The sequence below is a fragment of the Bradyrhizobium sp. CB3481 genome, assembly GCF_029714305.1.
Lineage (GTDB): Bacteria > Pseudomonadota > Alphaproteobacteria > Rhizobiales > Xanthobacteraceae > Bradyrhizobium.
This window is the reverse complement of record NZ_CP121647.1, coordinates 718,067-741,256: the sequence shown is the minus strand read 5'-3', so window position 1 is coordinate 741,256 and position 23,190 is coordinate 718,067. Positions and strand designations below refer to the sequence as shown.

Genomic DNA, 23,190 nt, shown 5'->3' with positions numbered 1-23,190 from the left:
GTCCCTGCGTTCGCAGGGACGACGCAGAAAGTCACGCACTCCGTGCCAACGCGCCGTCGATCATGTTCACGGCGTTCGCCACGCCATAGACCGCGACGAACGACCCGAAGCGTGGGCCCTTCTCCTGGCCGAGCAGCACCTGGTAGAGCATGTTGAACCAGTCGAGCGACACGCCGGGGCGGCCATCCTTGCCCTTCTTCACCTGATCCAGGAACGGCTCGCGGCGGCCTATCTCGTAGACGACGTTCTGGATGTCCTCCGCGCTCGCGCCCGCCGGCAATTGCGACAGCGCATCGCGCAGATCCTGCAGCGCGGCGCGCTCGCCGTCGGTCGGTTCGCGGAACTGCTTGGTCGGCGCCACGAAGTCGCGGTAGTAGTTGATAGCGTAGCCGACCATCGCATCGAGCTTCGGATGCGTCTGCGGTGTCACGCCCGGCCGATAGCGGCCGATGAAGCCCCACAGCGTCTCAGCGTTTTCGGCGTTCGACGACGACACCAGCGTCAGCAAGAGCTGGAACGTGACGGGCATGTCGGCCTTTGGCGGCATGCCGGAATGGATGTGCCAGACCGGATTGGCAAGCTGCTGCTTGGCATCCTGCCGCGTAAAGCCGTCGAGGAATTGCTGGTAGTCATCGACATTGCGCGGGATGACATCGAAGTACAGCCGCTTCGCCGCCTTCGGCTCGCGATACATGAACAGCGACAGCGATTCCGGCGAGGCATAGCGTAGCCATTCGTCGATGGTGAGGCCGTTGCCCTTGGACTTCGAGATCTTCTGGCCTTTCTCGTCGAGGAACAGTTCGTAGTTGAACCCTTCCGGCGGCGTGCCGCCGAGCGCCGAGCAGATCTTGCCTGAGAGCTTGACCGAGTCGATCAGGTCCTTGCCGGCCATTTCATAGTCGACGCCGAGCGCGAACCAGCGCATCGCCCAGTCCGGCTTCCACTGCAGCTTGCAATGCCCGCCGGTCACGGGGACCGTGACGCTCTCCTTTGTGTCGGGGTCTTCGTACGAGATCGTCCCTGCCTTGGCGTCATGCGCAGTGACGGGCACGTACAGCACCATCCCAGTGCGCGGACAGATCGGGAGGAATGGCGAATAGCTCGCGGCGCGTTCCTCGCGCAGCGACGGCAGCATGATCTTCATCACCGCATCGAGCCGCTCCAGCATGCGCAGCAGCGCAGCGTCGAACCGGCCTGAGGTGTAGTAGTCGGTCGAAGAGGCGAATTCGTAGTCAAACCCAAAGGTGTCGAGGAAGGCGCGCAGCCGCGCATTGTTGTGCGCGCCGAAGCTGTCATGGGTGCCGAACGGGTCGGGCACACGCGTCAGCGGCCGGCCGAGATGCTGCTCCAGCAGTTCCTTGTTCGGTACGTTGTCCGGCACCTTGCGCAGGCCGTCCATATCGTCGGAGAACGCCAAGAGCCGCGTCTTGATCTTGTCCTCGGTGAGCACGCGGAAGGCATGGCGCACCATGGTGGTGCGCGCGACCTCGCCGAAGGTGCCGATATGCGGCAGGCCGGACGGACCGTAGCCGGTCTCGAACAGCACCTCGTCCTTCGGGCTTTTCTTCAGCCGCGCGACAATGGCCTTGGCCTGCTCGAATGGCCAGGCGTTGGATTGTTCGGCGAGCGCACGCAGGTCGCTCGGGCTGGAGGCAAGGTCGATAACGGGCATTTTTAAAGGCTCTCTTCGGGGCCGGGAAACGGCCGGTTATAGCCGTCATTGCCAGCGAAGCGAAGCAATCCATTTCACGGTTTGCTGAGGCATGGATTGCTTCCTCGCCCCGCTCCTCGCAATGACGGGAGGTGTCAAAACGGACTGATCGAAAAATACCGCAACCACAGATCGGTGAAGCGGCCTTTTTCCCAGAGCCGGAACAGCGCCCAGTTCAGCGAGGTCCGCAAGAGATCGTTGCCCTTGCGGACGGCGATGCCGATGCCCTCGCCGAAATAGCGGCTCTCGACAAAGGGCCCGCCCGAGAAGGCGCAGCATTCGCCGGAATCGGTGCCATTGATCCAGAACGCCAGCGAGATCGCGTCGCCAAAGATGAAGTCGACCTCGCTGCGCCGGAGCGCCAGCCGCAGCGCATCGTCGTTCGGATAGGACTTGATCTCGGCGTCGGTGAACATCGCCTTCAGATAGGCCTCGTGCGAGGTGCCGGCGATGACGCCGACCTTCTTGCCTTCGAGATATTCGGGGCGGACCTCCGGCATGACGGCCTCGCGCCGCGACACGAAGCGGGCTGGGGCGCGGTAGTAGGGGTCGGTGAAATCGAGCCGGGCGCGCAGCGCCGGCGTCACCGCCATCGAGGCGATGATGGCGTCGCCCCGGTTGCTGGTGATGGCGTCGACCAACGTCTCGAACCGGCGCATCTGGATGGTGCAGGAGATCTTGATCTCGTCACAAAGCGCCCGCGCCAGATCGACATTGAAGCCGGCGGGATTGCCGTCGGCGCCGGTGAAGTTGAACGGCGGGTAATCGGTCTCGGTCAAAAACCGGATCACCGTCAGGCGCGACATGTCGGGCCGGTCCGGGCGCCGCCGCGGGTCCCAGAAGCCGGGCACCGCCTGCGGGGCCGCCTCCACCGCCGGGCGGGGCGGGGTCTGGGCCTGCACTGTAACGCCGCCGGCCATCACCAATGCGGACGCAAGCAATAGGCCGGCCAGCCAGGCGCGGCACGTACGGCGCAGTCTTGCAATGGTTAACGGGGCGGTAAGATATGACATCGTTGGCAAACTAGCGGAAATTTCATGGCCTTATAGACCATCCGGCCCGCGATGCGAGGGCCGTTTTCGACCTTCAGCTGGGCTGCCAGCCCGCTCAGAGATACCGTTTCAAATCCTTGGCGGCTTCTTCCGGCGTCCGTTTGAGGTTGAACGGCGCGACGAAGTGGCCGTCGCGGTCCATCAAATAGATGAGCGCGGTGTGATCCATGGTGTAGTCGCCGTCCTTGAGCGGGACTTTCCGCGCATAGACCCGGTAGGCCGACAGCACCTTGGCGACGTCAGCCGGATCGCCGGTCAGCCCCTTCAGATGCGGATCGAAGCTGGACAGATAGTCCTTCATCGCCGCGGCGGTGTCGCGCTCGGGATCGACCGAGACGAACCAGGCATTCACCTTGTCGGCATCACTGCCCATCGCCTTGAGGACTTCGGAAATCTCGAACAGCGAGGTCGGGCAGACGTCCGGGCAATGGGTGAAGCCGAAGAAGATCAGCGTCGGCTTGCCCTTCAGGTTCTGCTCGCTGACGGTTTGGCCGGCCTGGTCGACCAGTTGGAACGGCCCGCCGATCGCCGCCGGCGCCGTGACGGTTTTCAGACTGCCCATGGCCCACATCATGACCAGCAGCCCGACCGCGAGGCTGCCGATAAAGGCAGCGAAAATCACCAGCGGGCGAATGGCTCGGTCCATATGTGGAATTCCTCTTACCCGATCAGAAGCAGGCCGAGATGCCGGCGGCGATCATTTCGAAAAACACGGTGGTGCCGTATTGGAACCACAATGCGGCCGCGCCGAGCGCGACCAACGTCCCGAGCCCGGCGGCGCCCCAGGCAATCGTCGTCGCCACCCCGCTCTGCTGCCGGGCGTCCGTCATCATGTCCTGTCGGTTGGAAATCGGCTCAACCATGAACTTGAGATAGGGCCAGTTCCGGAGGCAGGCAAGCGGAATGGCCTCACCGGACATCACGTCCTGCGGAGAATGCCGGCGAAGTGTGCACCAAAAGCAAATGGCCGGGACGAGCCCGGCCACGACGTCAGCTTGCTTGGCACGCTTAGCGAGACGCCGGCTTGTTGGTGGAGGCCTGGGCGTCAAGGTAGCAGGGCTTGTACATCGCCTGCAGTTGCTTGCCGCGCAGGAAGATCATCCGCGGGGTCAGCCCGCCGCGCGCCGCAATCCATCTGCGCACCGGCGGCGGGTACATCGAATAGAGCATCTGGGTCGCCTCGGCATTGGTGACGGCGCGGCCGTTGGCGCCGAAGTCCCAGGCGGCGTGGAAGCCGAGATTGGCGTGCGAGGTAACGCAGATCCGGTCATGGGGAACCGCGCCGAGCACGATGGTGCAGGCCGAGGCGCACAGGCCATCGATGATGACGGTTTCGCCTGAGGTTCGCAGGCCCTGGTACTTGTCGACATAGGTGCCGATCCGCCCGCCGCGATCATCGGCTATTCGCACTACGGCTTGGCTTGCCCCTACCCCCGCCAACAGCAGCACAGCGGCAAGCAAACCCGTCAGCAGCTTCATCATCCCAGCCCCAGTCGCAAGTGTCGAAACCGAATCTGATTGTCTTAGTGATGCAAGACGGACGTAGCGTCGTTTGTGATCGTGATTTTGTCTAGGCAGCCACAGCAGGTCAAAACAAATTCAAATTAAGTGTTGCTTGGCCGCTGCACCCTCCGCGCGTAAAGGTCCCAAACTGGAACAAGCGACTCTCACTGAGGTGGCGATGCAGCCACAGGCAAGACCCCGCTTGCCCGTTGACCGCACATGAAGCCGCGGGCTTGAATCAAAACCGGCACGGGGGAGAAAACGATGACCGAGGTCACAGACGTAATCGTGGTCGGCGCCGGACTGGCGGGACTGGTGGCGGCAACGGAGATCGCAGACGCCGGCAAACGCGTCGTCGTCGTCGACCAAGAAGGCGAGCAAAGCCTTGGCGGGCAAGCCTTTTGGTCGTTCGGCGGATTGTTTCTGGTCGATAGTCCCGAGCAGCGCCGACTAGGCATTAAGGATTCCTACGATCTCGCGCTGCAGGACTGGATGGGCACCGCGGGCTTCGACCGCGACGACGACCATTGGCCAAAGCGATGGGCAGAAGCCTATGTCGCTTTTGCCGCTGGCGACAAGCGGGATTGGCTGCGCGCGATGGGTCACCGTATTTTTCCGGTGGTCGGCTGGGCCGAGCGCGGCGGCTATGACGCGATGGGCCACGGCAATTCGGTGCCGCGCTTTCATGTCACCTGGGGCACTGGTCCCGGCCTCGTCGAGCCGTTCGAACGGCGCGCACGCGAAGCGCAAAGAAACGGCTTGTTAACGTTTAGATTCCGCCACCGCGTCGACACACTCATGATGACGAACGGCGCGGTCGACGGCGTCAGCGGGGCAGTTCTCGAAGCCGACAGCGTCGAGCGCGGCAAGAGTTCGTCGCGAAAGGTGGTCGGCGACTTCACGTTGCGCGCACAGGTGGTGATCGTCGCCTCCGGCGGCATCGGCGGCAACCACGATCTGGTTCGGCAGAACTGGCCGACGCGGCTCGGCGCACCACCGCGCTTCATGATCTCCGGCGTGCCCGAACATGTCGACGGCCGCATGATCGGCATCACCGAGGCCGCCGGGGCGCGGCTGATCAACCGCGACCGGATGTGGCACTACGTCGAGGGCATCCAGAACTGGAACCCGATCTGGCCGCGCCATGGCATCCGCATCCTGCCCGGCCCGTCCTCGATGTGGTTCGACGCCACCGGCAAGCGCCTGCCCGCGCCGCTGTTCCCAGGCTCCGACACGCTCGGCCAGCTGCAATACATCATGTCGACCGGCTACGATTATTCCTGGTTCATCCTGACCCAGAGCATCATCAAGAAGGAGTTCGCGCTCTCCGGCTCCGAACAGAATCCCGACCTCACCGGCAAGAGCTGGCGGATGACGATCAAGCGCGCCACCAACAAGGGTGCGCCGGCGCCGGTGGAAGCGTTCAAGCAGAACGGCGCCGACTTCATCGTGCGCGACAACCTCGCCGACCTCGTCAGCGCGATGAATGCCCTCGCCGGCAACGACCTGCTGAGCCACGATCACATCAAAGCGCAGATCGAAGCGCGCGACCGCGAGATCGCAAACCCCTATGTCAAGGACGCGCAGGTCATGAACCTGCACAATGCACGGCGCTATATCGGCGACAAGTTGATCCGCACCGCACGGCCGCACAGAATTCTCGATCCCGCACACGGCCCGCTGATCGCAGTGAAGCTCAACATCCTCACCCGCAAGACCTTGGGCGGCTTCGAGACCGATCTCGACTCGCGCGTGTTCGGCACCAACCGCGAGATCATCAGCGGGCTGTATGCCGCAGGCGAAGCCGCCGGCTTCGGCGGCGGCGGCGTGCATGGCTACCGCTCGCTCGAAGGCACCTTCCTCGGCGGCTGCCTGTTCTCGGGCCGGAATGCGGGGCGCGCGGCGGCGAAGGCTGTCGGCTAAGCAATGCATCGGTGCAATCGATGCAAATAACGCAGTGGCGCGCAGGACACGGGCACGCTAAGACACCGCCGCCCCCTATCAGGAGAACAATATGACCATCCAGCGCTTCGAAACCGGACCTCGCATGAGCCAGGTCGTCGTCCACGGCAACACCGTCTATCTCGCGGGCGTCGTCGCCGGCACGGCGGCAGGCAAGAGCGTGACCGAACAGACGCAGGATATCCTCTCGATCATCGACGGCCACCTCGCCAAGGCCGGCACCGACAAGTCGAAGCTGCTGTCGGCCACGATCTACATCACCGACATGAAGACCTTCGGCGAAATGAACGCCGTGTGGGACGGCTGGGTCTCGGCCGGCAACACGCCGGCGCGCGCCACCGTCGAGGCCAAGCTCGCAGCGCCGCAGTACAATGTCGAGATCATGGTGGTCGCGGCGAAGTAACGCGATCCGCCGCAACGAACACCGCCCCGGATTGCCAGCGCAGTCCGGGGCCTTTTGTTTGCACCTCACGCGCGGATCTTGACGCCGGCGACGTCGCCGATATCGGCCTGAAGCCAGCGCGCGATCCGGCGCCAGGAATGGCTCAGGACATTTCGCCCCATGAACAGGCTGAGGTGGCCGCACGGCTCGCAGGCGCGTTCCAGCCATGACGGCTGCGTGCCGAGCAGCCGCACTGTTGCGAGCGCCTGATCGCGGGGGACGACGATATCGTCCTCTCCTGCGAGCACGAAGACCGGCACGCGCAGCTCCGCGGGATCGCTCCTGCGGCCGAGCGCGACAAAGCGGCCCTTCGCGATCTGGTTCTGCCGGAAAATTCGCTCGGTGACGTCGAGATAATAGGTGCCCGGCAGATCCAGCGTCGCGCGGTCCCAACACATGAAACGCTCCAGCAACTGCGCCTCATCCGATCCATCGCCGAGCTTTCGTTGCAGCACGGCCTCTACGTCCTGCGGGCTGAACGGCATGTTCCAGATCCGCAGCATATGTTCGCCGCTGACGATGCCCTCGCCTTGCTGCACCATCTGCGCGAAAGCGGCTGGCGGCAGCGCGGTTACCATCTTCGACAGCTCTGAGGGCGTGGAGACATCGACCGGGGCGCCGGCCAGCACGAGCCGCCGCACCTTGTCCGGAAAGCGCGCGGCATAGACCAGCGACAGCCATCCACCCTGACACAGGCCGATGAGATCGACCGGCGCGCCGATCTCGTCGATCGCCACGTTGAGATCGGCAAGATAATTGTCGATCGAGAGAAAGCGCATGTCCGGCGTCGCCGAGCACCAGTCGGTGACATAGATGCGGTTCACGCCGCCCTTCTGTAGCGCCTCGACCAAGCTATGGCCGGGCGCGAAGTCGGCAACGAGCGCGCCATGCAACGCGTAGGGCGCGCAGACGAGAACCGGCTGCGCCGAACCTGCTTTGGAAAACTCGCGCAATCCCATCGTTGGAAGCTGCAGCGCCACCGCATTCGGCGTGGTCCAGGCCAACGGCTTCCGTTCCGGCGCGGAGGAAGGCGCGGGCTTCTGATCGGCGAACCATTGGCTGTAGGCGTTCAGCGCCAATCGTGTCGCTTCGAATGGCCATAGCCATGCCTGCTGCGCCCAGTCGGCGTTCGCATGCGGCTTCGGCGTCCTGGTTTCTTCTGCCATCGATCACCCGGCGACGAGGAGGACGGCGCGAGTGCACCCCCAACTGACGAGATCGAGTTCGTGCTTTTACGCCAGATCGGGCTCTGGGCACAGCCCGATCGTTGCCGCGGTGCAACCACCGCCGCACCGTTCGTCCGCTACGCTGCGCGTGCCGTGCTCCCCTCCGCCTCGATCCGCCGCGCCAGCAGCCAGCGGAAATAGGTCAGCGCTGCATCCGCACCGATGGCGAGCAGTTGATAGTTCGGATCGGCATCGAACACCTTCTGCTGTGCCTCGATGATCGCGAGATCCTCGTGGAAAGCCTCTACCAGGCTGTTGCGCAGCGACAGCGCGATGTTCGGGTTGTCGAGATCGTAATCGTGCAGATAGTTCCAGAAGAAATGCGTCGTGCTGCGCGTCTCCGGCGTCATGAATTGCGCGTTGCGGTATTGCCGCGTGCCCGGCACCTGCACGCCCTTTTCGGCGCCCTGGCCGGCCGGCGCGAACATGGTGTCGAGCAGGAAGATGCCTGGGATCAGCATGCGGCCGATATTGCGGCGGTCGACCTTGTCGTTCCGGTTCGGGATCACCTTGCAATGATAGGGCGGCGGATCGGCGCTCATGTGCCAGCGCTCGACGCGAAAACCGTCGTCGAGTTTCTCGATCGCCACCGGCTTGGTCTTGTAGGCGTATTCCTCGGAGCCACCGAGCGTATGCGTATGCACGAAGGCGAGATGGGCGAAGTCGCTCAAATTGTCGACGATCAACAGCCAGTTGGCTTTGTAATGCATGTAGCCGGGCAGGCCGCGCCACTTGGGATCGGCGAGCGGCGGATAGTCCACGATGAGATTGGGATCGGCCTTTTCGGCGTCACCCATCCAGATCCAGATCAGATTGTAGCGCTCGACCACGGGATAGCTGCGCACGCCGAGCTTTGCCGGAATGATATCCTGCCCCGGAATCTGGATGCACTTGCCGCCCGGCTCGAACTTCATGCCGTGATACATGCAGCGGATGTCGTCGCCTTCGATGCGGCCCATCGATAGCGGCGCCGCGCGATGGCAGCAGCGGTCGTCAAGCGCCACCACCCTGCCGCTCGCGCCGCGGTAGATCACGACAGGTTTTTCCAGGATCGTACGCGCCAGTTTCCTGCCGTCGATCAGCTCGTGATTCCAGGCCGCGACGTACCAGCAATTGCGCAGAAAGATGCCGTCATCGGACATGCCGTTCCTCCCTCTGTGTTTTGCGCGTGGCGCTTATTTTGTGTCATGTTCTAGGGCATCGGCAGTTCGGCGGATATCCTTAAAACCCTGGACACACCGTCCCGCCATATGGACGATTGCCCCGATGGACTGGCGCGATTGGGAGCTGTTTTGCGAGGTGGTGCAGCATGGCGGCTTCAGCGCCGCCGCGCGTGTGCTCGGCTATCCCAAGTCGAGCCTCAGTGCTGCAGTGCAGCGGCTGGAGGCCAATCTGGGCCTGCGGTTGATCGAGCGCACCACGCGTCATCTGCGCCTGACCGATGCCGGCGAGACCATCTATCAACGGGTCAGGCCGCTGTTCGCGGCCTTGCACGATACGCATGGCGAAGCATTGGCGATGAGCAGCGCCATATCGGGCACGCTGCGCATCAAGTCGCCTTACGAGTTCGGCGCGCATCATGCCGGGCCTGTCGCGATCGAGCTGATGGACCGCTACCCTGACCTCGCGATCCGGATCGACGTCGAGCATGAGATCGTCAGCCCCGTCGCCGAAAACTACGACATCGTGTTCGCGATGCTGGAACAGCCTTTGCCATCGACCGGCATCGTGATCCGAAAGGTATCGTCGCTGGAACGCGGCCTCTACGCCGCGCCCGAGCTGCTGGAAAAATCAGGCGAGCCGCGCACGTTGGAAGAACTCGCGCGACTTCCGATGCTGACCGGCCCCAACGATGCGCCTTGGGCGCTGACCACGCCGGCTGGCATCACCGAGCACCTTGCGGTCCAGAACGCGCGGCTGGTGAGTTCGAATGCCGACATCCGGTTGCAGGTGGCGCTCGCCGGGCTCGGGGTGCTCCGGGTGACGGCGAGCTTCACCGATGCGGCAATTCGCGCCGGATTGCTGCGGCGGATCCTTCCCGATCATGTCTGCGAACCGCTCAACGTTCACGCGTTGCTGCCGGCCCGGCAATTCGTTCCGGCCAAGGTGCGATGCTTCCTCGATGCGCTGGATGCCCGTGGCCGCGGCAACGAGGCCGAAGACAGGTAACATCGAAATCCTTGGCCTCCGAGGTCAAATCTTGACCTCCAAGGTAATCGATCGGCCGGCGCGAACCTTCGATAGTGCATCCAGCCGATCCATCCGGCACCATCGAAGGAGAGCAACATGACCGATCACACGACCATCGCGAACCGCTACATCGATTTGTGGAACGAGCGCGCCCCGCAGCGCCGCCGCGAGATCCTGGCGGCGAACTGGACCTCGGACGCCAGATATGTCGACCCCTTGATGAGCGGCGACGGCCACGACGGCGTCGACGCGCTGATCGCGGGCGTGCAGCAGCGCTTTCCGGATTTCAGTTTCAAGCTGATCGGGGAGCCCAACGGTTTTGGCGACCACGTCCGCTTCTCCTGGGGCCTCGGCCCCGACGGCGGCGACAGCCCGATCAAAGGCACGGATTTCGCCGTGCTGAGCGACGGCCGCATCCGCAACGTGACCGGGTTCCTGGATCAGGTGCCGGCGGGGTAACCGATATGTAGGGTGGGTTAGCGTAAGCGTAACCCACCGATTTCTTGGCGAGATGGTGGGTTACGGCTTCGCCTGACCCACCCTACGCGGCCGAAATTTTTTCAGGAACCTATCCGCCCCTGCCGCATCCAATGTCAATATCCTGTTATTGGTGACCATCATGCGTCAGGCCCACATACCCAACATCGCGCCCCTCGACAGCGGCGACGCCGAGCTGGTGCGCCGCGCCCTCGCCCGCGACGAGGCCGCCGTACGCGCCATCATGCAGGCGAACAACCGCCGGCTCTATCGCCTCGCCCGCGGCATCCTGCGCAATGATGCCGAGGCCGAGGATGTGGTGCAGGAAGCCTATGTCCGCGCCTTCACGCATCTGGAAAGCTTTCGCGGCGATTCCAGCCTGTCGACCTGGCTGTCGCGGATTGCGATGAACGAGGCGCTCGGCCGGCTGCGCCGCGCTCGGCCGTCCGTGGACCTCGACGCGCTGCCGCCGGGCAAGCTCGAAGCCGAGATCATCCCCTTCCCTCTTGCCGCGTCTGACGATCCGGAAAGATCCATGGCCCAACGTGAAATTCAAGCCGTTGTCGAGCATGCCGTCGATGAACTGCCGGAGGCGTTCCGTCTTGTCTTCATCACCCGCGTGATCGAGGGGATGAATGTGGAGGAGACCGCCGAGATTCTCGACCTGAAGCCGGAGACGGTGAAGAGCCGATTACACCGCGCCCGCACCATGCTGCGCGATATCGTCGAGCAGAAGATCGGCCCGGTGGTGATGGAAGCGTTCCCGTTTGCCGGCAGGCGATGTGAGCGGCTGACGGATGTGGTGCTGAAACGGTTGGGGTATTAGCGCCGGCTCGAGTGGGGCTTTCATCCTTCGAGACGCTTGCTTCGCAAGCTCCTCAGGATGAGGGCTACTGGTAATCCTCATGGTGAGGAGCGCGGCGGAGCCGCGCGTCTCGAACCATGCAGGCCCCGCCGCTGCAACCTGCAACCAACGTAGATTTCCCGGAACCTCTGCCTACTTCCACCATCCAACACCTGTGCATCAACAACGCGCGGCCCGCCGCGCCACAGGAGTGTCAGACATGTTCATTCGATTGAGCGCGGCGATTGCCGCGTTGAGCCTGCTCGGCAGCGCCGCGCTGGCGCAGGGCGCAAAGCCCACCGATCCACAGATCGCGCATATCGCCTATACCGCCGGGGTGATCGACATCAACGCAGCCAAACAGGCGATCGCCAAAGCCAGCAATAAGGACGTCAAGTCGTTCGCGGAAGACATGGTGCGCGACCACGAGGCGGTAAACAAGCAGGCGCTCGACCTCGTCAAGAAGCTGAAGGTGACGCCGGAGGACAACGACACCAGCAAGACGCTGTCCAAGCAGGCCACCGAGAAGCTCGCCGAGCTCGACAAGCTGAAGGGCGCCGAATACGACAAGGCCTATGTCGCCAACGAGGTGGCCTACCACAAGGCCGTCAACGGCGCGCTGGAGACGCAGCTGATTCCATCCGCCAGCAATGCCGAGCTGAAGAGCCTGCTGCAGACCGGCCTGAAGATTTTTCAGGGCCACCAGCAGCACGCCGAACAAGTCGCCGCCAAGCTGAAGTAGGGAGACCACGATGCGCCGGGAATGCTATCTGCCGGTCATGGCCGCACTGCTGTTCGGCGCGGTGGCGATCCCGGCGCAGGCGGCGACGATCCAGATCACAGCGGCCGATATGGTGTTCGCGCCATCAGAGGTTTCCGCCAAGCTCGGCGATACCGTCGAATGGATCAACAAGGACGTTCTCGTGCACACCGCGACTGCGCGCAACGGCGACTTCGACGTGATGATGCCGGCGAAGAAGACGGTGACGTCCGTGCTGAAAAAGGCCGGCACAATCGAATATTACTGCCGCTTTCATCCGAACATGAAGGCGGTGCTGACGATCGCACCGTAGCCGTCGTTCCGAGGTGGGCGACTCAGGCCGCCCGCACCGAGCTGAGGAACTTGCCGACTTCGCGCTTGAGCCGCTCGCTTTCGCCGGACAGTGACTTCGCTGCGCCGAGCACCTGGGCCGAGGCGGACCCGGTCTCGCTGGCGCCGCGCTGCACATCGGCGATGTTGGAGGAGACCTGCTGCGTGCCGTTCGCGGCCTGCTGCACGTTGCGGGAAATTTCCTGCGTCGCCGCGCCCTGCTCCTCGACCGCGGCCGCGATCGTCGAAGCGATCTCCGACATCCGCCCGATCGTGTCGCCGATCTCCTTGATCGCCGCGACCGATTCCTGCGTCGCCGCCTGGATGCCCGCGATCTGCTGGCTGATCTCGCCGGTTGCTTTCGCGGTCTGTTCGGCGAGCGCCTTCACCTCAGAAGCCACCACGGCAAAGCCACGGCCCGCTTCGCCGGCCCGCGCCGCCTCGATGGTGGCATTCAGCGCCAACAGGTTGGTCTGGCCGGCGATGGTGTTGATCAATTCCACGACGTCGCCGATCCGGGTGGCGGCCCTGGCGAGCTCGGCGACGCGGTCGTTGGTCTTCTGCGCCTGCTCCACCGCCTCGCCGGCGATTCTAGCGGAGCCCTGAACCTGGCGGCTGATCTCGTTGACCGAGGACGCCATCTGTTCGGTGGCTGAGGCGACCGATTGCACATTGGTGGAGGCTTCCTCCGACGCCGATGCGACCACGCCGGTCAGCTCCTCCGCGCGCTCGGCGGTCGCCGTCAGCGTGCCGGCGGAGGCTTCCAGCTCGGTCGAGGCCTGCGACACGACCTCGACGATCTCGCCGATCATCGCCTCGAAATCACTGGTGATCCGGTCGACACGCTGGCCGCGCTGGATCTTGGCATCCGCTTCGACCGCAGCGGCCTCGTCAGCGGCCTTCTTGGCGATCAGGGCGTCCTTGAACACCTGCAGCGAGCCGGCCATCGCGCCGATTTCATCGGAGCGGCCAATGGTCGGGATGGTAACGTCATGCCGGCCGGCGGCAAGTTCGCCCACGACATCGGTCAGGTTAGCCAGCGGTGTGATCACGCGCCGCCGCAGCATCAGCGTAACGCCACCGAGCACACCGAGCAGCGCTAGCACGGCCACCCCCGCCAGCGCCAACATGGTCAGCGCGCCATCGCGCGCCGCACCCGCACGCTCGGCAGCCTCGTTAAGCGCCGCATCGCGCACCGCGAAGAACGCCTGCACCGCCGGCACGATCGCATTGGCCAGTTGATCGGCGTTGATGGCATAGTTGCCGTCTGCGCGCGCTGTCGCCATCTCCTTGTCCAGCCATGGCGCGGCCTTGCCGAAATAGCCCTCGATGGCATCGTGCATCGCCTTGGCAAGCCGCGGCGGACTGCCGATCTGGTCGACCCCGGCCTCGATCCGTTCGCGGTCGAGATCGACGCGGCCCTGGGCACGGTCGGTGATGGATATTTCAGCCGCCGTCAGCGGCCGGCGCGTGCTGATCGCAAGCGACATGGTGGCGGCGCGGCCGCCCGCCGAGATGCGCAGATCCTGCGCGGTGCGGGCAACATTGAGTAGCGCGGTCAGCGAGGCATCCGCCATCGCCACCTGGTTTTCCAATCGGTTCAAAAGCGGTTCGAGAATTCCGACCACCGCGGCAATGCCCGGCAGGAAGCCCTTGATCGCGGCCGGATCGCGCGCGCTCATCGGCACGGTCAGCGCGCGATCGCTGGCCGCGCGAACTTCGTCGAGCTTGGCTGCCGCCTGGTTGAGGCCCTGGACAATCGCAGCGCCGTCATTGAGCGCGCCGACCACCGTCCGCGCCTTTGCGAAGGCTGCATCGGCCGCCTGCACGGCCTTCGCCACCACCTCGAATTGGGCCGGCGTCGCGGCCTCTTCCCGGAATAGCGGCCCAACATAGGGCGCACGATAGCCCGCGACCTGCTGGCCGACCGCCAGCACCGCGCCATAGGCCTCGACGGTCTTGATCGCCTCGCTCTTGCCGGCGAAGGTTCGGTACTGCGGGACAAGGACACCGGCACCGAGGATGACCGCGAGGACCGTTACCGAAAGCATCGACAGCGCAAAGAGCCGGCCAATTCGCATGTTGTGATTCCGCTGGGTTAAGCTGCGGTCAACGTGCGCAGAACTCGGCTAAGGCAGCCTTAATGCAGACGGCCGCGAACGACGATGCGAGACCCGTAGAACTACTGTGTTAGGCGATCAGGATCGCCGCAGGATCATCGCCAATCGCACCGCGACGCCAGCCTGCCACAGCGGATAGAGGAATGCGATCTTGTCGAGGCCAAGCGCGTCGTCGAGCGCGAGCAGCGTGCCGAGGAGTGAGCCGGTGATCAGCATCGGCCACCACGCCGCGGCCTGTCGCGGCCCCGCCGGCAATAGTGCGATCCCGAACGCCATCACGGCCGTACCGACCAGACCGCCGGTCAGGCCGGCAAGCAGATAGCGCATCGCGCGCGGCGCATCGCCGGTATTGCCCTCGACGAGGATCGCAGCATCCACCGCGCAGACGAAAGCGACCATCGTGACGATGGCAGCAATCAGCGCCGCCCAAGACGCATTGCGGCTGAAGCGCCGAACCAGCACGAACACGAGCACCGCGAACGGCAGCGCAATCAATGCGAGTCGAAACTGAACCAGGGGAAACCGGCCGTTGGTGCCGACGATGTTCTCGACCAACGCGGGCAGCCACGTCGTGAAAATGCCCGATACGAGCCCGCCGGCAGCGACCATCAAGAGATTGTTACGCGAGATGGCAGCGGAAGTGATCGCCTGGGTCAACGCTCACCTCGCTGGAGGAACTGGAGCGGGCGAAGGGAATCGAACCCTCGTATGCAGCTTGGGAAGCTGCCGTTCTACCATTGAACTACGCCCGCGAGGTTGCGCCTGATGATTTAGCCGACCTCGCGCCATCCGCCAAGCTATTCCGTGAGCCGCCTCGCTTCACTGTTAACTTCCCGCAAAATTCCAGATGCGGCTGCGCACGCCGGTGCTATGATCGGTTTTCGGGGCAGGTAGCGTATGGCGGAGCGCGGCTACAGCATTTTCGACACGGGGATCGGCCGCTGCGCCATCGCATGGAGCCCGGCAGGCATCATCGGCGTGCAACTCCCCGAAATGCGCGAGATCGACACGCGGCGGCGGCTCTACCAGCTTTATCCTGACGCCCGCGAGCTTGCCCCGCCTGCGAATACCCAGGCCGCGATCGACGGCATCACGGCGCTGTCGCGCGGCATGGTCTGTGATTTCGCCGATGTAGCCCTCGACATGACCGGCATTCCCACCTTCAACCAGCGCGTCTATGCCTATGTGCGCACGATCCCGCGCGGCGAGACACGGACCTATGCGGAAGTGGCTGCCGGCGTGCGCGCTTCGGGGGCTACCCGTTCGGTGGCGCAGGCGATCGCCCGCAACCCCTTCATGATCATCGTGCCGTGCCATCGCGTGCTCGAAGCCGGCAACTACGCCGACAAGATCTCAGCCTTCGGCGGAGCCATCTCGAAGCGGCGGCTGCTGTCGATCGAGGGCACCAGCCGGATGCCCGGCAAGACGCTATTCGACGTGCTGCTGCCGGTTGCGCCGCCCCGCCCGCATCCTTAAGTAGGCGGGATGATCGCGACCACGCTGCTTGAACGCAAATCCGTATCCGTCTTCAATTTTCGCTGCACCGCGGGACCGGGCGACAAGCCGTTCGCGGAGCAGCATGGCGGCTATTCGATCTCCTATGTTCGCAAGGGCAGTTTCGGCCTGCGCAGCCGTGGCAAATGCAGCGAGCTGGTGGTGGGATCGGTGCTGGTCGGCCATCCCGGCGACGAATATACCTGCACCCACGAGCACGTCTGCGGCGACGAATGCCTGTCGTTCTTCTTTGCCCCTGAACTGGTGGAGACGATCGGCAACAGCAGGGCGCCCTGGCAGATCGGCTCCGCACCGCCGCTGCCGGAGATCGTCGTGCTCGGCGAGCTGGCCCAATCGGCAGCAGATGGCAGCAGCGACATCGGCCTCGACGAGATCGGCCAAGTGCTGGCGAGTCGCCTCGTCGGACTAGTGTCCGGCAAGCCCCGTCAATCCGGCCACGATGCGGCGCGTGACCGCCGCCGCGCGGTAGAAACCGCGCTGTGGATCGACGCCAATTCGCACAAGCCGATCAACCTGGAAGATGCCGCCGCGGAGGCCGGGATCAGCCCGTTCCATTTCCTGCGGCTGTTCTCGCAGGCGCTCGGCATCACGCCGCATCAATATCTGGTGCGCTCGCGGCTGCGCCACGCCGCCCGGCGCCTGGTCGACGACGACAGCACGATCACCGACATCGCCTATGACGTCGGCTTCGCCGACCTCTCCAATTTCGTGCGCACGTTCCATCGCGCCGCCGGCGTCTCGCCGCTGAAGTTCCGCCAAGCCTCACGCGGGATGCGCAATATTTTCCAAGAACGGCTCGCCCTGCACTAGCTAGGCTTTCTCCAGGCCGCGCGCTTTTCGCGGCGTTTTTGACTGGAGAACAGCATGTACGACCACATCGGATTGCGCGTCGCCGACCTCGACGCCAGCGTGCGCTTCTATACGGCCACGCTCGCGCCGCTCGGCTTCGAATTGTGCTCGCGCGATGATTCCGGCGCTGGCTTCGGGCCAAAGGGCGCCCCCGCGCTCTGGCTGCATCGGCACACGGGCAAGGCCGTCACCGGCGCGCATGTCGCCTTCCGCGCCAAGGACCATGCCGCGATCGAGAAATTCCATGCCGAAGGCCTCAAAGCCGGCGGCCGCGACAATGGCGGCGCGGGCCTGCGCGCCGATTACAGCCCGACCTACTACGCCGCGTTCCTGATCGATCCCGACGGCAATAATATTGAGGCGGTGTGCACGTAAGCCGCGCTCTCTCCCCGTCATTGCGAGCGGAGCGAAGCAATCCATGGCGCCACACAGGAGAGATGGATTGCTTCGTCGCGGAGCCTGTCATCGGGCGTGCATTCGCGCGACCCGTTGGCTCCTCACAATGACGAACCCAATATCCACGACCCAACAACAAGGACTCACCATGGCTTCCATCCACAAAGAGATCATCATCGACGCAAGACCTGACGACGTCTGGGACGCACTGCGCGATTTCGGCGCGCTGCATACGCGGCTAGTGCCGGGCTTCGTGACCGACACAAAACTCGACGGCGATGCGCGCATCGTCACGTTCGCCAACGGCACAGTCGCGCGCGAAATCCTGGTCGATTGCGACGAGACGCGGCGGCGGCTGGTCTATGCCATCGTCAGCGAGCGCATCCGGCAGCACAGCGCCTCCGCGCAAGTGTTTGCCGAGGCCGACGGGCGTACCCGCTTCGTCTGGATCGCCGACGTGCTGCCGAACGAGTTCGCGCCCTACATGGACAGCCAGATGGATCTGGGGCTCGCGGCGATGCAGAAGGCCCTAGGCCGAAATGCAGCCTGAACGATCGGTCGAGGCGTGATCCTTCTCACAGATCGGCCGTCGCCTCGTTTCTAGCCTCACCCCTTGCGCCCGAACGGTGCCGCGGTCCGCGGCGGCCGGCGCATGAGGAGTGAAGACCATGATGGGAGCAGACAAGGTAATCTGCCAGGCAGCCGCGCTGTTGCTGCTGCTGACACTGACGTCGATGCCGGCAAAGGCGCAATTCGCCGGCATCGGTGGCGGTGTTGGCGGCCAGGACATGATGACGCAGATGGCGCCGATGCTGGAGATGATGAAAGCGAAGATGGGCAAGCGCCGTTTTGCCGCGATGATGCAGACCATGGGCCCGATGATGAGCCGCATGATGGAAAACAGTGGAGGCGGCTTTGGCGGCATGATGGGCGGCGGACTGCCAGACGGCTTCGGCGGCATTCCGGCAGCCGGCGGTTACGTGGGCGAAGGCTACGGCATCACCGCGGGCAATTACGGCGGCACCGGCGGCGGCGATTTCATGGGCATGCTCGGCGGCGCCGGCGGCAGCGAACTGATGGGCATGGTGCCGCAACTGATGCGCATGGCCAATGTCGGCGGCGGCCGGCACGGGCGGAAGCGTTCGCGGCGGTAGCTGCTTCGTCATTGCGAGCGAAGCGAAGCAATCCATCGCGCGACAAGTGGAGAGATGGATTGCTTCGTCGCGGAGCCTGTCATCGGGCGCGCATTCGCGCGACCCGTTGGCTCCTCGCAATGACGATCGTTAGGACATCGCCGGCCTCGCCTCCGCCACAGGCTGTGGCTTCGGCCCCCAGCGCGTCAGGATTACGCTGAGGCAGGACAAACTGCCGAGCAGCACCATCGATGACGCCGCCAGCGTGAAGAAGTTCTGCGCGGTGGCGTCGTGCGATAGCAACCACCAGCCAGCGGCACTGATGAACAGCAGCCGCACGCTTTGCGCCAGCACCGGGCCGATCACCTTGGCCGCGCCTTGCGATGAAAAATAGCAGGTCGTGGCGAGGCCGAGGAAGGCATACATCGGCGCCGCCGTGGACAGATACTGCCGGCTCGCGGCCCGCACGCTCGCATCGTCCGTGAACAGATTGACCCAGATGTCGGGGAATGCCGCGATGAAGGTTGCGACCGTGCCGACCGAGATGAATGCGACGAGCCCCGCAATCCAACAGATCCGGCGCGCGCGGGCGATGCGCCCCGCACCGACCGCCATGCCGACCATCGGCACGCAGGCGATACCAATCGCGAACGAGATCGAGGTCAACATGAATTCGAGCCTTGCGCCGATGCCGTAGCCGGCGAGGATTTCGGTGCCGAAGCTCGCCAGCATGTGGGTGAAGATGCTGATCGTCAGCACCGACTGCAGCGGCGAGAAGCACGCAATCGCGCCGACCTTGAGGATGTCGATGAACATCGGCATCCGGATGCGCAGGCCCCAGATCTTCGGAACGACACGCGCGCGGCCCGAGAACAGGTACCAGGACATCACGGAGATGCTGATCAAATAGGCGATCAGCGAGCCGGCCGCGACGCCGCGCATGCCGAACTGCGGGATCGGGCCGAGGCCGAGCGCGAGCGTGCCACCGAGGATGATCTGACAGGCTGACGAGGAGAGCATCAGCAGCGACGGCAGCTTCATGTTGCCGGTGCCGCGCAAAATGCCTGACATCGTGTTCATCAGCCACGGCACGACGGCGCCGCCGAAAAATATCTGCGTGTAGGCGACTGCCTGCGTCAGCACATTGCCGCGTCCGCCGAGCAGCTCGAGCAGCGCGGGGCCGAAGATCAGCATGCCGAGCATGAAGACGAGGCCGAAGCAGAAGCCGATCAGGAGCGCATGCGAGGCGAGCGTCGACGCGCGCTCGATGTCGCCGGCGCCGAGCGCGCGGGCAATCGCCGAGGCCACGCCGCCGCCCATGGCGCCGCCCGACATGGTCATGGTCAGGATCACGGTCGGAAACACCAGCGCCATCGCCGCCAGCGCTTCGACGCCAAGACGACCGATATAGGAGGTCTCCGCGATGACCACGCAGGTGCCCGCTGTCAGCGCGATCACGTTGGGCCAGGCCAGCCACAGCAGCGTGCGCAGGATCGGGCCGTCGAGCAGCGCATTCTTCGCCGGCGCGTCCGGTGGCGGAAGCGGGCGTTCCTTCTCGTCTACGGGAATTTCGGCGACGCCGAGATCGGACATTTCTGCTCCCCGCCCGCGGACTTCGGTGCCACGGCGCGCTGCTTCCTAGCATGGCAGGGGGTGATTCCACGTGCGCGGGGCGCAATGGGGGCCTGCGGGATTGCGGGTAACCGGGCCAATTCCGGCCGGTTTCACGGGGATTTCAGCGCCAGGCCAAGAACGTTCGGCCAAGCAGCGCATTGTAGGGGCGACATCCCGATGGAGCCCAACCATGCGTAGAAACATCCTGCTGGCCGTCGGCGTCGCCGTGCTGGCGCTGCCGCTGGCCGCCTGCAACGACCCCAGGGACACCGCGACCGTGGCGCAGAGCTATGGCCCCTCGCCTTCCCTGCCGCCGCCGGAACACTCCTGGATCCCGACGGTGGATATCGCCTCGGTCAACCGCTGGCCCGACGGCGCCAAACCGGTGGCCGCCAACGGCATGACGGTCAATGCCTTCGCCACCGGGCTCGACCATCCGCGCACCGTCTACACGCTGCCGAACGGCGACGTGCTGGTCGCCGAGAGCAACGCGCCGCCGAAGCCGGACGATGGCAAGGGCATCAAGGGCTTCATCTACAAGCAGGCGCAAAACTGGGCCGGCGCCGGCGTGCCGAGCGCCAACCGCATCACACTGCTGCGCGATGCCGACGGCGATGGCGTCGCCGAATTCCGCAGCGTGTTCCTGAGCAATCTGAGTTCGCCGTTCGGCATGGTGCTGGTCGGCGAGGATTTTTACGTCGCCAATACCGACGCGATCATGAAATTCCCCTATCACGAGGGCGACACCAGGATCAGCGCAGCCGGCGTGAAGCTCGCCGACCTGCCGGCCGGTCCGCTCAATCACCACTGGACCAAGGACCTCACCGCCAGTCCCGATGGCACCAAGCTGTATGCGACCGTCGGCTCCAACAGCAATGTCGCGGAAAACGGCATCGAGGCGGAGAAGGATCGCGCGGCGGTGCTGGAAGTCGATCGCGCGAGCGGGAAGTGGCGCGTGTTCGCATCTGGCCTGCGCAACCCGAACGGTCCAGCCTTCAATCCGACGACCGGCGAGCTCTGGGTCGTCGTCAACGAGCGCGACGAACTCGGCAATGACCTCGTGCCCGATTACATGACTTCGGTGAAGGACGGTGCGTTCTACGGCTGGCCCTACAGCTATTACGGCGACCACGTCGACACCCGCGTCGAGCCGCGGCGGCCTGATATGGTGCAGAAGGCAATGGCGCCGGATTATGCGCTCGGCGCACACACGGCCTCGCTCGGGCTTGTCTTCAACACCGGCAATTTGTTTCCGCAGGAGATGCAAGGCGGCGCCTTTATCGGCCAGCACGGCTCGTGGAATCGCAAGCCGCGGTCGGGCTACAAGGTGATCTTCGTGCCGTTCAAGGACGGCAAGCCATCCGGCGGGCCGCAGGACGTGCTGACCGGCTTCCTCAGCGACAAGGGCGACGCACAGGGCCGCCCGGTCGGCGTGCGGCTCGACAAGCAGGGTGCGTTGCTCGTCGCCGACGACGTCGGCAACACGGTCTGGCGCGTGACGCCGGCGGCGAAATCGGCGGCGCGGTAGGCCGCCATTCTCTTGCCCCGGACGCAGCGCAGCACGCAGTGATGCGCTGCAGAGCCGGGGCCTCGTTCAACTGGCGCGCTGAGGAAGTTGCGTCCCGGCTCAGCGGCGCAGCGTTACCGGACGATGCTGCGCATCGCCTAGGCTGCACCGCGTCCGGGACACGCAAACTACACCCGGAAATGCTTGCTTAGCTTCAGGCCCTGCGCCTGGTAGTTCGAGCCGATGCGCTGGCCGTACATCGCATCGGGCCGCGACAGCATTTTCTCATAGACCAGGCGGCCGACGATCTGGCCATGCTCAAGGATGAACGGCACCTCGCGCGAGCGTACCTCCAGCACGGCGCGCGCGCCCTTGCCGCCGGCGCCGGCATAGCCGAAGCCGGGATCGAAGAATCCGGCATAGTGCACGCGGAACTCTCCGACCAGCGGATCGAACGGCACCATCTCCGCGGCGTAGTCCGGCGGCACCTGCACGGCTTCCTTGGAGGCCAGGATGTAGAACTCGCCGGGATCGAGGATCAGGCTGCCGTCGGACCGCGCCGGGATCGGCTCCCAGAATTCGTCGACCGCATAGCCGCCGCGGCGGTCGACATCGACGACGCCGGTGTGGCGCTTGGCGCGGTAGCCGACGAAGCCGCCGGTGTTCTGCCCGGACAGATCGACCGACAGCGCGACGCCGTTGGCGAGGTCAGCATCGTCGATATCGACCAGCCGCTCGGCGCCATGCAGCGCATCGAGTTCGTCGGCATTGAGGATGGCATCGCCGGCGCGGAAGCGCACCTGGCTGAGCCTGGAGCCCTCGCGCAGCAGCACCGGGAATGTCTTCGGGCTGATCTCGGCATAGAGCGGGCCGTGGTAGCCGGCACCGATCATGTCGAAGCGGCGGGTGCCGTCGGCGATCACGCGGGTGAAGACGTCGAGCCGGCCGGTCGAGCTTTTCGGGTTGGCGGCAGCCACGATCTCCGGCGGCAGCGCGAGGCTCTCGAGCAGCGGCACGATGTAGACGCAGTTGGTCTCGAGCACCGCGCCATCCGAAAGGTCGATCTCGTGCAGCTTCAGTTCGTCGATGCGCTCGGCGACGGTGGCATCAGGCCCGGGCAGGAAGCTCGCGCGCACACGGTAGGCGATGTCGCCGAGCCGGAGATCAAGGCTCGCCGGCTGGATCTGGCTTTCGACAAACGGGTATTCGGGCAGGATCAGGCCGGCATCGGCCATCGCCGCTATCATGCGGTCGGGCAGAATTCCGTTGGCGTCGGGCGGGAGCGTGAACGGCACGGCGCGGTCCTCTGAGGTGGCCCTTCCGGATGCCCAAATGTCATCCAAACCTCATAAATATGGGCTTTTAGGGGTTATCCGATGGCCGCCTTGACTGAAAGGGCGCAAGCGAATATCAGCATGACTTATCCCGTGGTGATTTGAGCCGGCCGGCTTGCAGCCACGTTAAATAAATCGCTAAACAGGCCGGGGACACGTGTGATCCCGGCCTGTGGAAATTATTCCAGGCCGGTTTTTTGTGACCATTTTCCAATGGTCACGTCG

24 protein-coding genes, 1 tRNA gene and 1 riboswitch are annotated in these 23,190 nt (G+C 64.6%); of the genes, 13 read left to right on the top strand and 12 right to left on the bottom strand.

Annotated elements, in window-relative coordinates:
• Positions 1-31: 31 nt before the first annotated feature.
• The 5 genes from QA643_RS03480 to QA643_RS03460 form a co-directional block, all read right to left on the bottom strand.
• Positions 32-1,672, bottom strand: coding sequence for a lysine--tRNA ligase (locus QA643_RS03480; RefSeq protein WP_283031817.1), 1,641 nt, complete (start codon positions 1,670-1,672; stop codon positions 32-34).
• Positions 1,673-1,806: 134 nt separating this feature from the next.
• Positions 1,807-2,724: a transporter substrate-binding domain-containing protein gene (locus tag QA643_RS03475; RefSeq protein ID WP_283031816.1), complete on the bottom strand. Its 918-nt coding sequence runs from the start codon at positions 2,722-2,724 to the stop codon at positions 1,807-1,809.
• 94 nt (positions 2,725-2,818) lie between these two features.
• Positions 2,819-3,409 (bottom strand): SCO family protein, encoded by a 591-nt coding sequence (locus tag QA643_RS03470; protein WP_283031815.1) that lies wholly within the window; start codon positions 3,407-3,409, stop codon positions 2,819-2,821.
• 22 nt (positions 3,410-3,431) lie between these two features.
• Positions 3,432-3,683 (bottom strand): hypothetical protein, encoded by a 252-nt coding sequence (locus QA643_RS03465; RefSeq protein WP_283031814.1) that lies wholly within the window; start codon positions 3,681-3,683, stop codon positions 3,432-3,434.
• 88 nt (positions 3,684-3,771) lie between these two features.
• Positions 3,772-4,242, bottom strand: coding sequence for a hypothetical protein (locus QA643_RS03460; protein WP_283031813.1), 471 nt, complete (start codon positions 4,240-4,242; stop codon positions 3,772-3,774).
• A gap of 288 nt (positions 4,243-4,530) precedes the next feature.
• Here QA643_RS03460 and QA643_RS03455 point away from each other — a divergent pair, with 288 nt between their 5' ends.
• Positions 4,531-6,189: an FAD-binding dehydrogenase gene (locus tag QA643_RS03455; protein ID WP_283031812.1), complete on the top strand. Its 1,659-nt coding sequence runs from the start codon at positions 4,531-4,533 to the stop codon at positions 6,187-6,189.
• 91 nt (positions 6,190-6,280) lie between these two features.
• The gene (locus tag QA643_RS03450; RefSeq protein WP_283031811.1) at positions 6,281-6,631 is read left to right on the top strand and encodes a RidA family protein; all 351 of its coding nucleotides are present in this window, start codon (positions 6,281-6,283) and stop codon (positions 6,629-6,631) included.
• A gap of 65 nt (positions 6,632-6,696) precedes the next feature.
• Here QA643_RS03450 and QA643_RS03445 read toward each other — a convergent pair whose 3' ends face one another.
• Both QA643_RS03445 and QA643_RS03440 read right to left on the bottom strand, forming a co-directional pair.
• On the bottom strand, positions 6,697-7,836 hold the full coding sequence (locus QA643_RS03445) for an alpha/beta fold hydrolase (RefSeq protein WP_283031810.1): 1,140 nt from the start codon (positions 7,834-7,836) through the stop codon (positions 6,697-6,699).
• A 137-nt stretch (positions 7,837-7,973) separates the two neighbouring features.
• Positions 7,974-9,038, bottom strand: coding sequence for an aromatic ring-hydroxylating dioxygenase subunit alpha (locus QA643_RS03440; RefSeq protein ID WP_283031809.1), 1,065 nt, complete (start codon positions 9,036-9,038; stop codon positions 7,974-7,976).
• 124 nt (positions 9,039-9,162) lie between these two features.
• Between QA643_RS03440 and QA643_RS03435 the strand changes: the two genes are divergently transcribed.
• The 5 genes from QA643_RS03435 (at position 9,163) to QA643_RS03415 (ending at position 12,480) form a co-directional block, all read left to right on the top strand.
• On the top strand, positions 9,163-10,065 hold the full coding sequence (locus QA643_RS03435) for a LysR family transcriptional regulator (protein ID WP_283031808.1): 903 nt from the start codon (positions 9,163-9,165) through the stop codon (positions 10,063-10,065).
• A gap of 117 nt (positions 10,066-10,182) precedes the next feature.
• Complete coding sequence (locus QA643_RS03430) at positions 10,183-10,545, top strand: nuclear transport factor 2 family protein (protein ID WP_283031807.1); 363 nt, start codon at positions 10,183-10,185, stop codon at positions 10,543-10,545.
• A gap of 160 nt (positions 10,546-10,705) precedes the next feature.
• On the top strand, positions 10,706-11,389 hold the full coding sequence (locus QA643_RS03425) for an RNA polymerase sigma factor (RefSeq protein WP_283031806.1): 684 nt from the start codon (positions 10,706-10,708) through the stop codon (positions 11,387-11,389).
• Positions 11,390-11,627: 238 nt separating this feature from the next.
• Positions 11,628-12,149, top strand: a complete 522-nt coding sequence (locus tag QA643_RS03420; RefSeq protein ID WP_283031805.1) for a DUF4142 domain-containing protein — start codon at positions 11,628-11,630, stop codon at positions 12,147-12,149.
• Positions 12,150-12,159: 10 nt separating this feature from the next.
• Positions 12,160-12,480 (top strand): cupredoxin domain-containing protein, encoded by a 321-nt coding sequence (locus tag QA643_RS03415; protein WP_283031804.1) that lies wholly within the window; start codon positions 12,160-12,162, stop codon positions 12,478-12,480.
• Between the two features lie 22 nt (positions 12,481-12,502).
• Here the strand turns inward: QA643_RS03415 and QA643_RS03410 are convergent, their stop codons facing one another.
• From QA643_RS03410 to QA643_RS03400, 3 genes are all read right to left on the bottom strand, one after another.
• Complete coding sequence (locus QA643_RS03410; RefSeq protein ID WP_283031803.1) at positions 12,503-14,578, bottom strand: HAMP domain-containing methyl-accepting chemotaxis protein; 2,076 nt, start codon at positions 14,576-14,578, stop codon at positions 12,503-12,505.
• A 117-nt stretch (positions 14,579-14,695) separates the two neighbouring features.
• Positions 14,696-15,274: a hypothetical protein gene (locus QA643_RS03405; RefSeq protein WP_283031802.1), complete on the bottom strand. Its 579-nt coding sequence runs from the start codon at positions 15,272-15,274 to the stop codon at positions 14,696-14,698.
• A gap of 21 nt (positions 15,275-15,295) precedes the next feature.
• A tRNA-Gly gene (locus QA643_RS03400) sits at positions 15,296-15,369 on the bottom strand.
• Between the two features lie 145 nt (positions 15,370-15,514).
• Here QA643_RS03400 and QA643_RS03395 point away from each other — a divergent pair.
• The 5 genes from QA643_RS03395 to QA643_RS03375 all read left to right on the top strand — a co-directional run bounded on the left by QA643_RS03395 (position 15,515) and on the right by QA643_RS03375 (position 18,531).
• Positions 15,515-16,093, top strand: coding sequence for a methylated-DNA--[protein]-cysteine S-methyltransferase (locus QA643_RS03395; RefSeq protein WP_283031801.1), 579 nt, complete (start codon positions 15,515-15,517; stop codon positions 16,091-16,093).
• 9 nt (positions 16,094-16,102) lie between these two features.
• Positions 16,103-16,942, top strand: coding sequence for an AraC family transcriptional regulator (locus QA643_RS03390; RefSeq protein WP_283031800.1), 840 nt, complete (start codon positions 16,103-16,105; stop codon positions 16,940-16,942).
• Between the two features lie 54 nt (positions 16,943-16,996).
• Positions 16,997-17,356 (top strand): VOC family protein, encoded by a 360-nt coding sequence (locus tag QA643_RS03385; RefSeq protein WP_283031799.1) that lies wholly within the window; start codon positions 16,997-16,999, stop codon positions 17,354-17,356.
• Between the two features lie 169 nt (positions 17,357-17,525).
• Complete coding sequence (locus QA643_RS03380; RefSeq protein WP_283031798.1) at positions 17,526-17,927, top strand: SRPBCC family protein; 402 nt, start codon at positions 17,526-17,528, stop codon at positions 17,925-17,927.
• A gap of 118 nt (positions 17,928-18,045) precedes the next feature.
• A complete protein-coding gene (locus tag QA643_RS03375; protein WP_283031797.1) occupies positions 18,046-18,531 on the top strand; it encodes a hypothetical protein in 486 nt (161 codons plus the stop codon).
• A gap of 129 nt (positions 18,532-18,660) precedes the next feature.
• On the opposite strand, the gene QA643_RS03370 is transcribed toward QA643_RS03375, so the two are convergent.
• The gene (locus QA643_RS03370; protein ID WP_283031796.1) at positions 18,661-20,103 is read right to left on the bottom strand and encodes an MATE family efflux transporter; all 1,443 of its coding nucleotides are present in this window, start codon (positions 20,101-20,103) and stop codon (positions 18,661-18,663) included.
• Between the two features lie 211 nt (positions 20,104-20,314).
• On the opposite strand from QA643_RS03370, the gene QA643_RS03365 reads away from it, so the two are divergent.
• Entirely contained in the window at positions 20,315-21,652 is a 1,338-nt protein-coding gene (locus QA643_RS03365; protein WP_283031795.1) for a sorbosone dehydrogenase family protein, read from the top strand.
• 167 nt (positions 21,653-21,819) lie between these two features.
• Here QA643_RS03365 and QA643_RS03360 read toward each other — a convergent pair whose 3' ends face one another.
• Positions 21,820-22,926: a 2'-deoxycytidine 5'-triphosphate deaminase gene (locus QA643_RS03360; protein WP_283031794.1), complete on the bottom strand. Its 1,107-nt coding sequence runs from the start codon at positions 22,924-22,926 to the stop codon at positions 21,820-21,822.
• Between the two features lie 122 nt (positions 22,927-23,048).
• A riboswitch (SAM riboswitch) is annotated at positions 23,049-23,128 on the top strand.
• Positions 23,129-23,190: the final 62 nt, after the last annotated feature.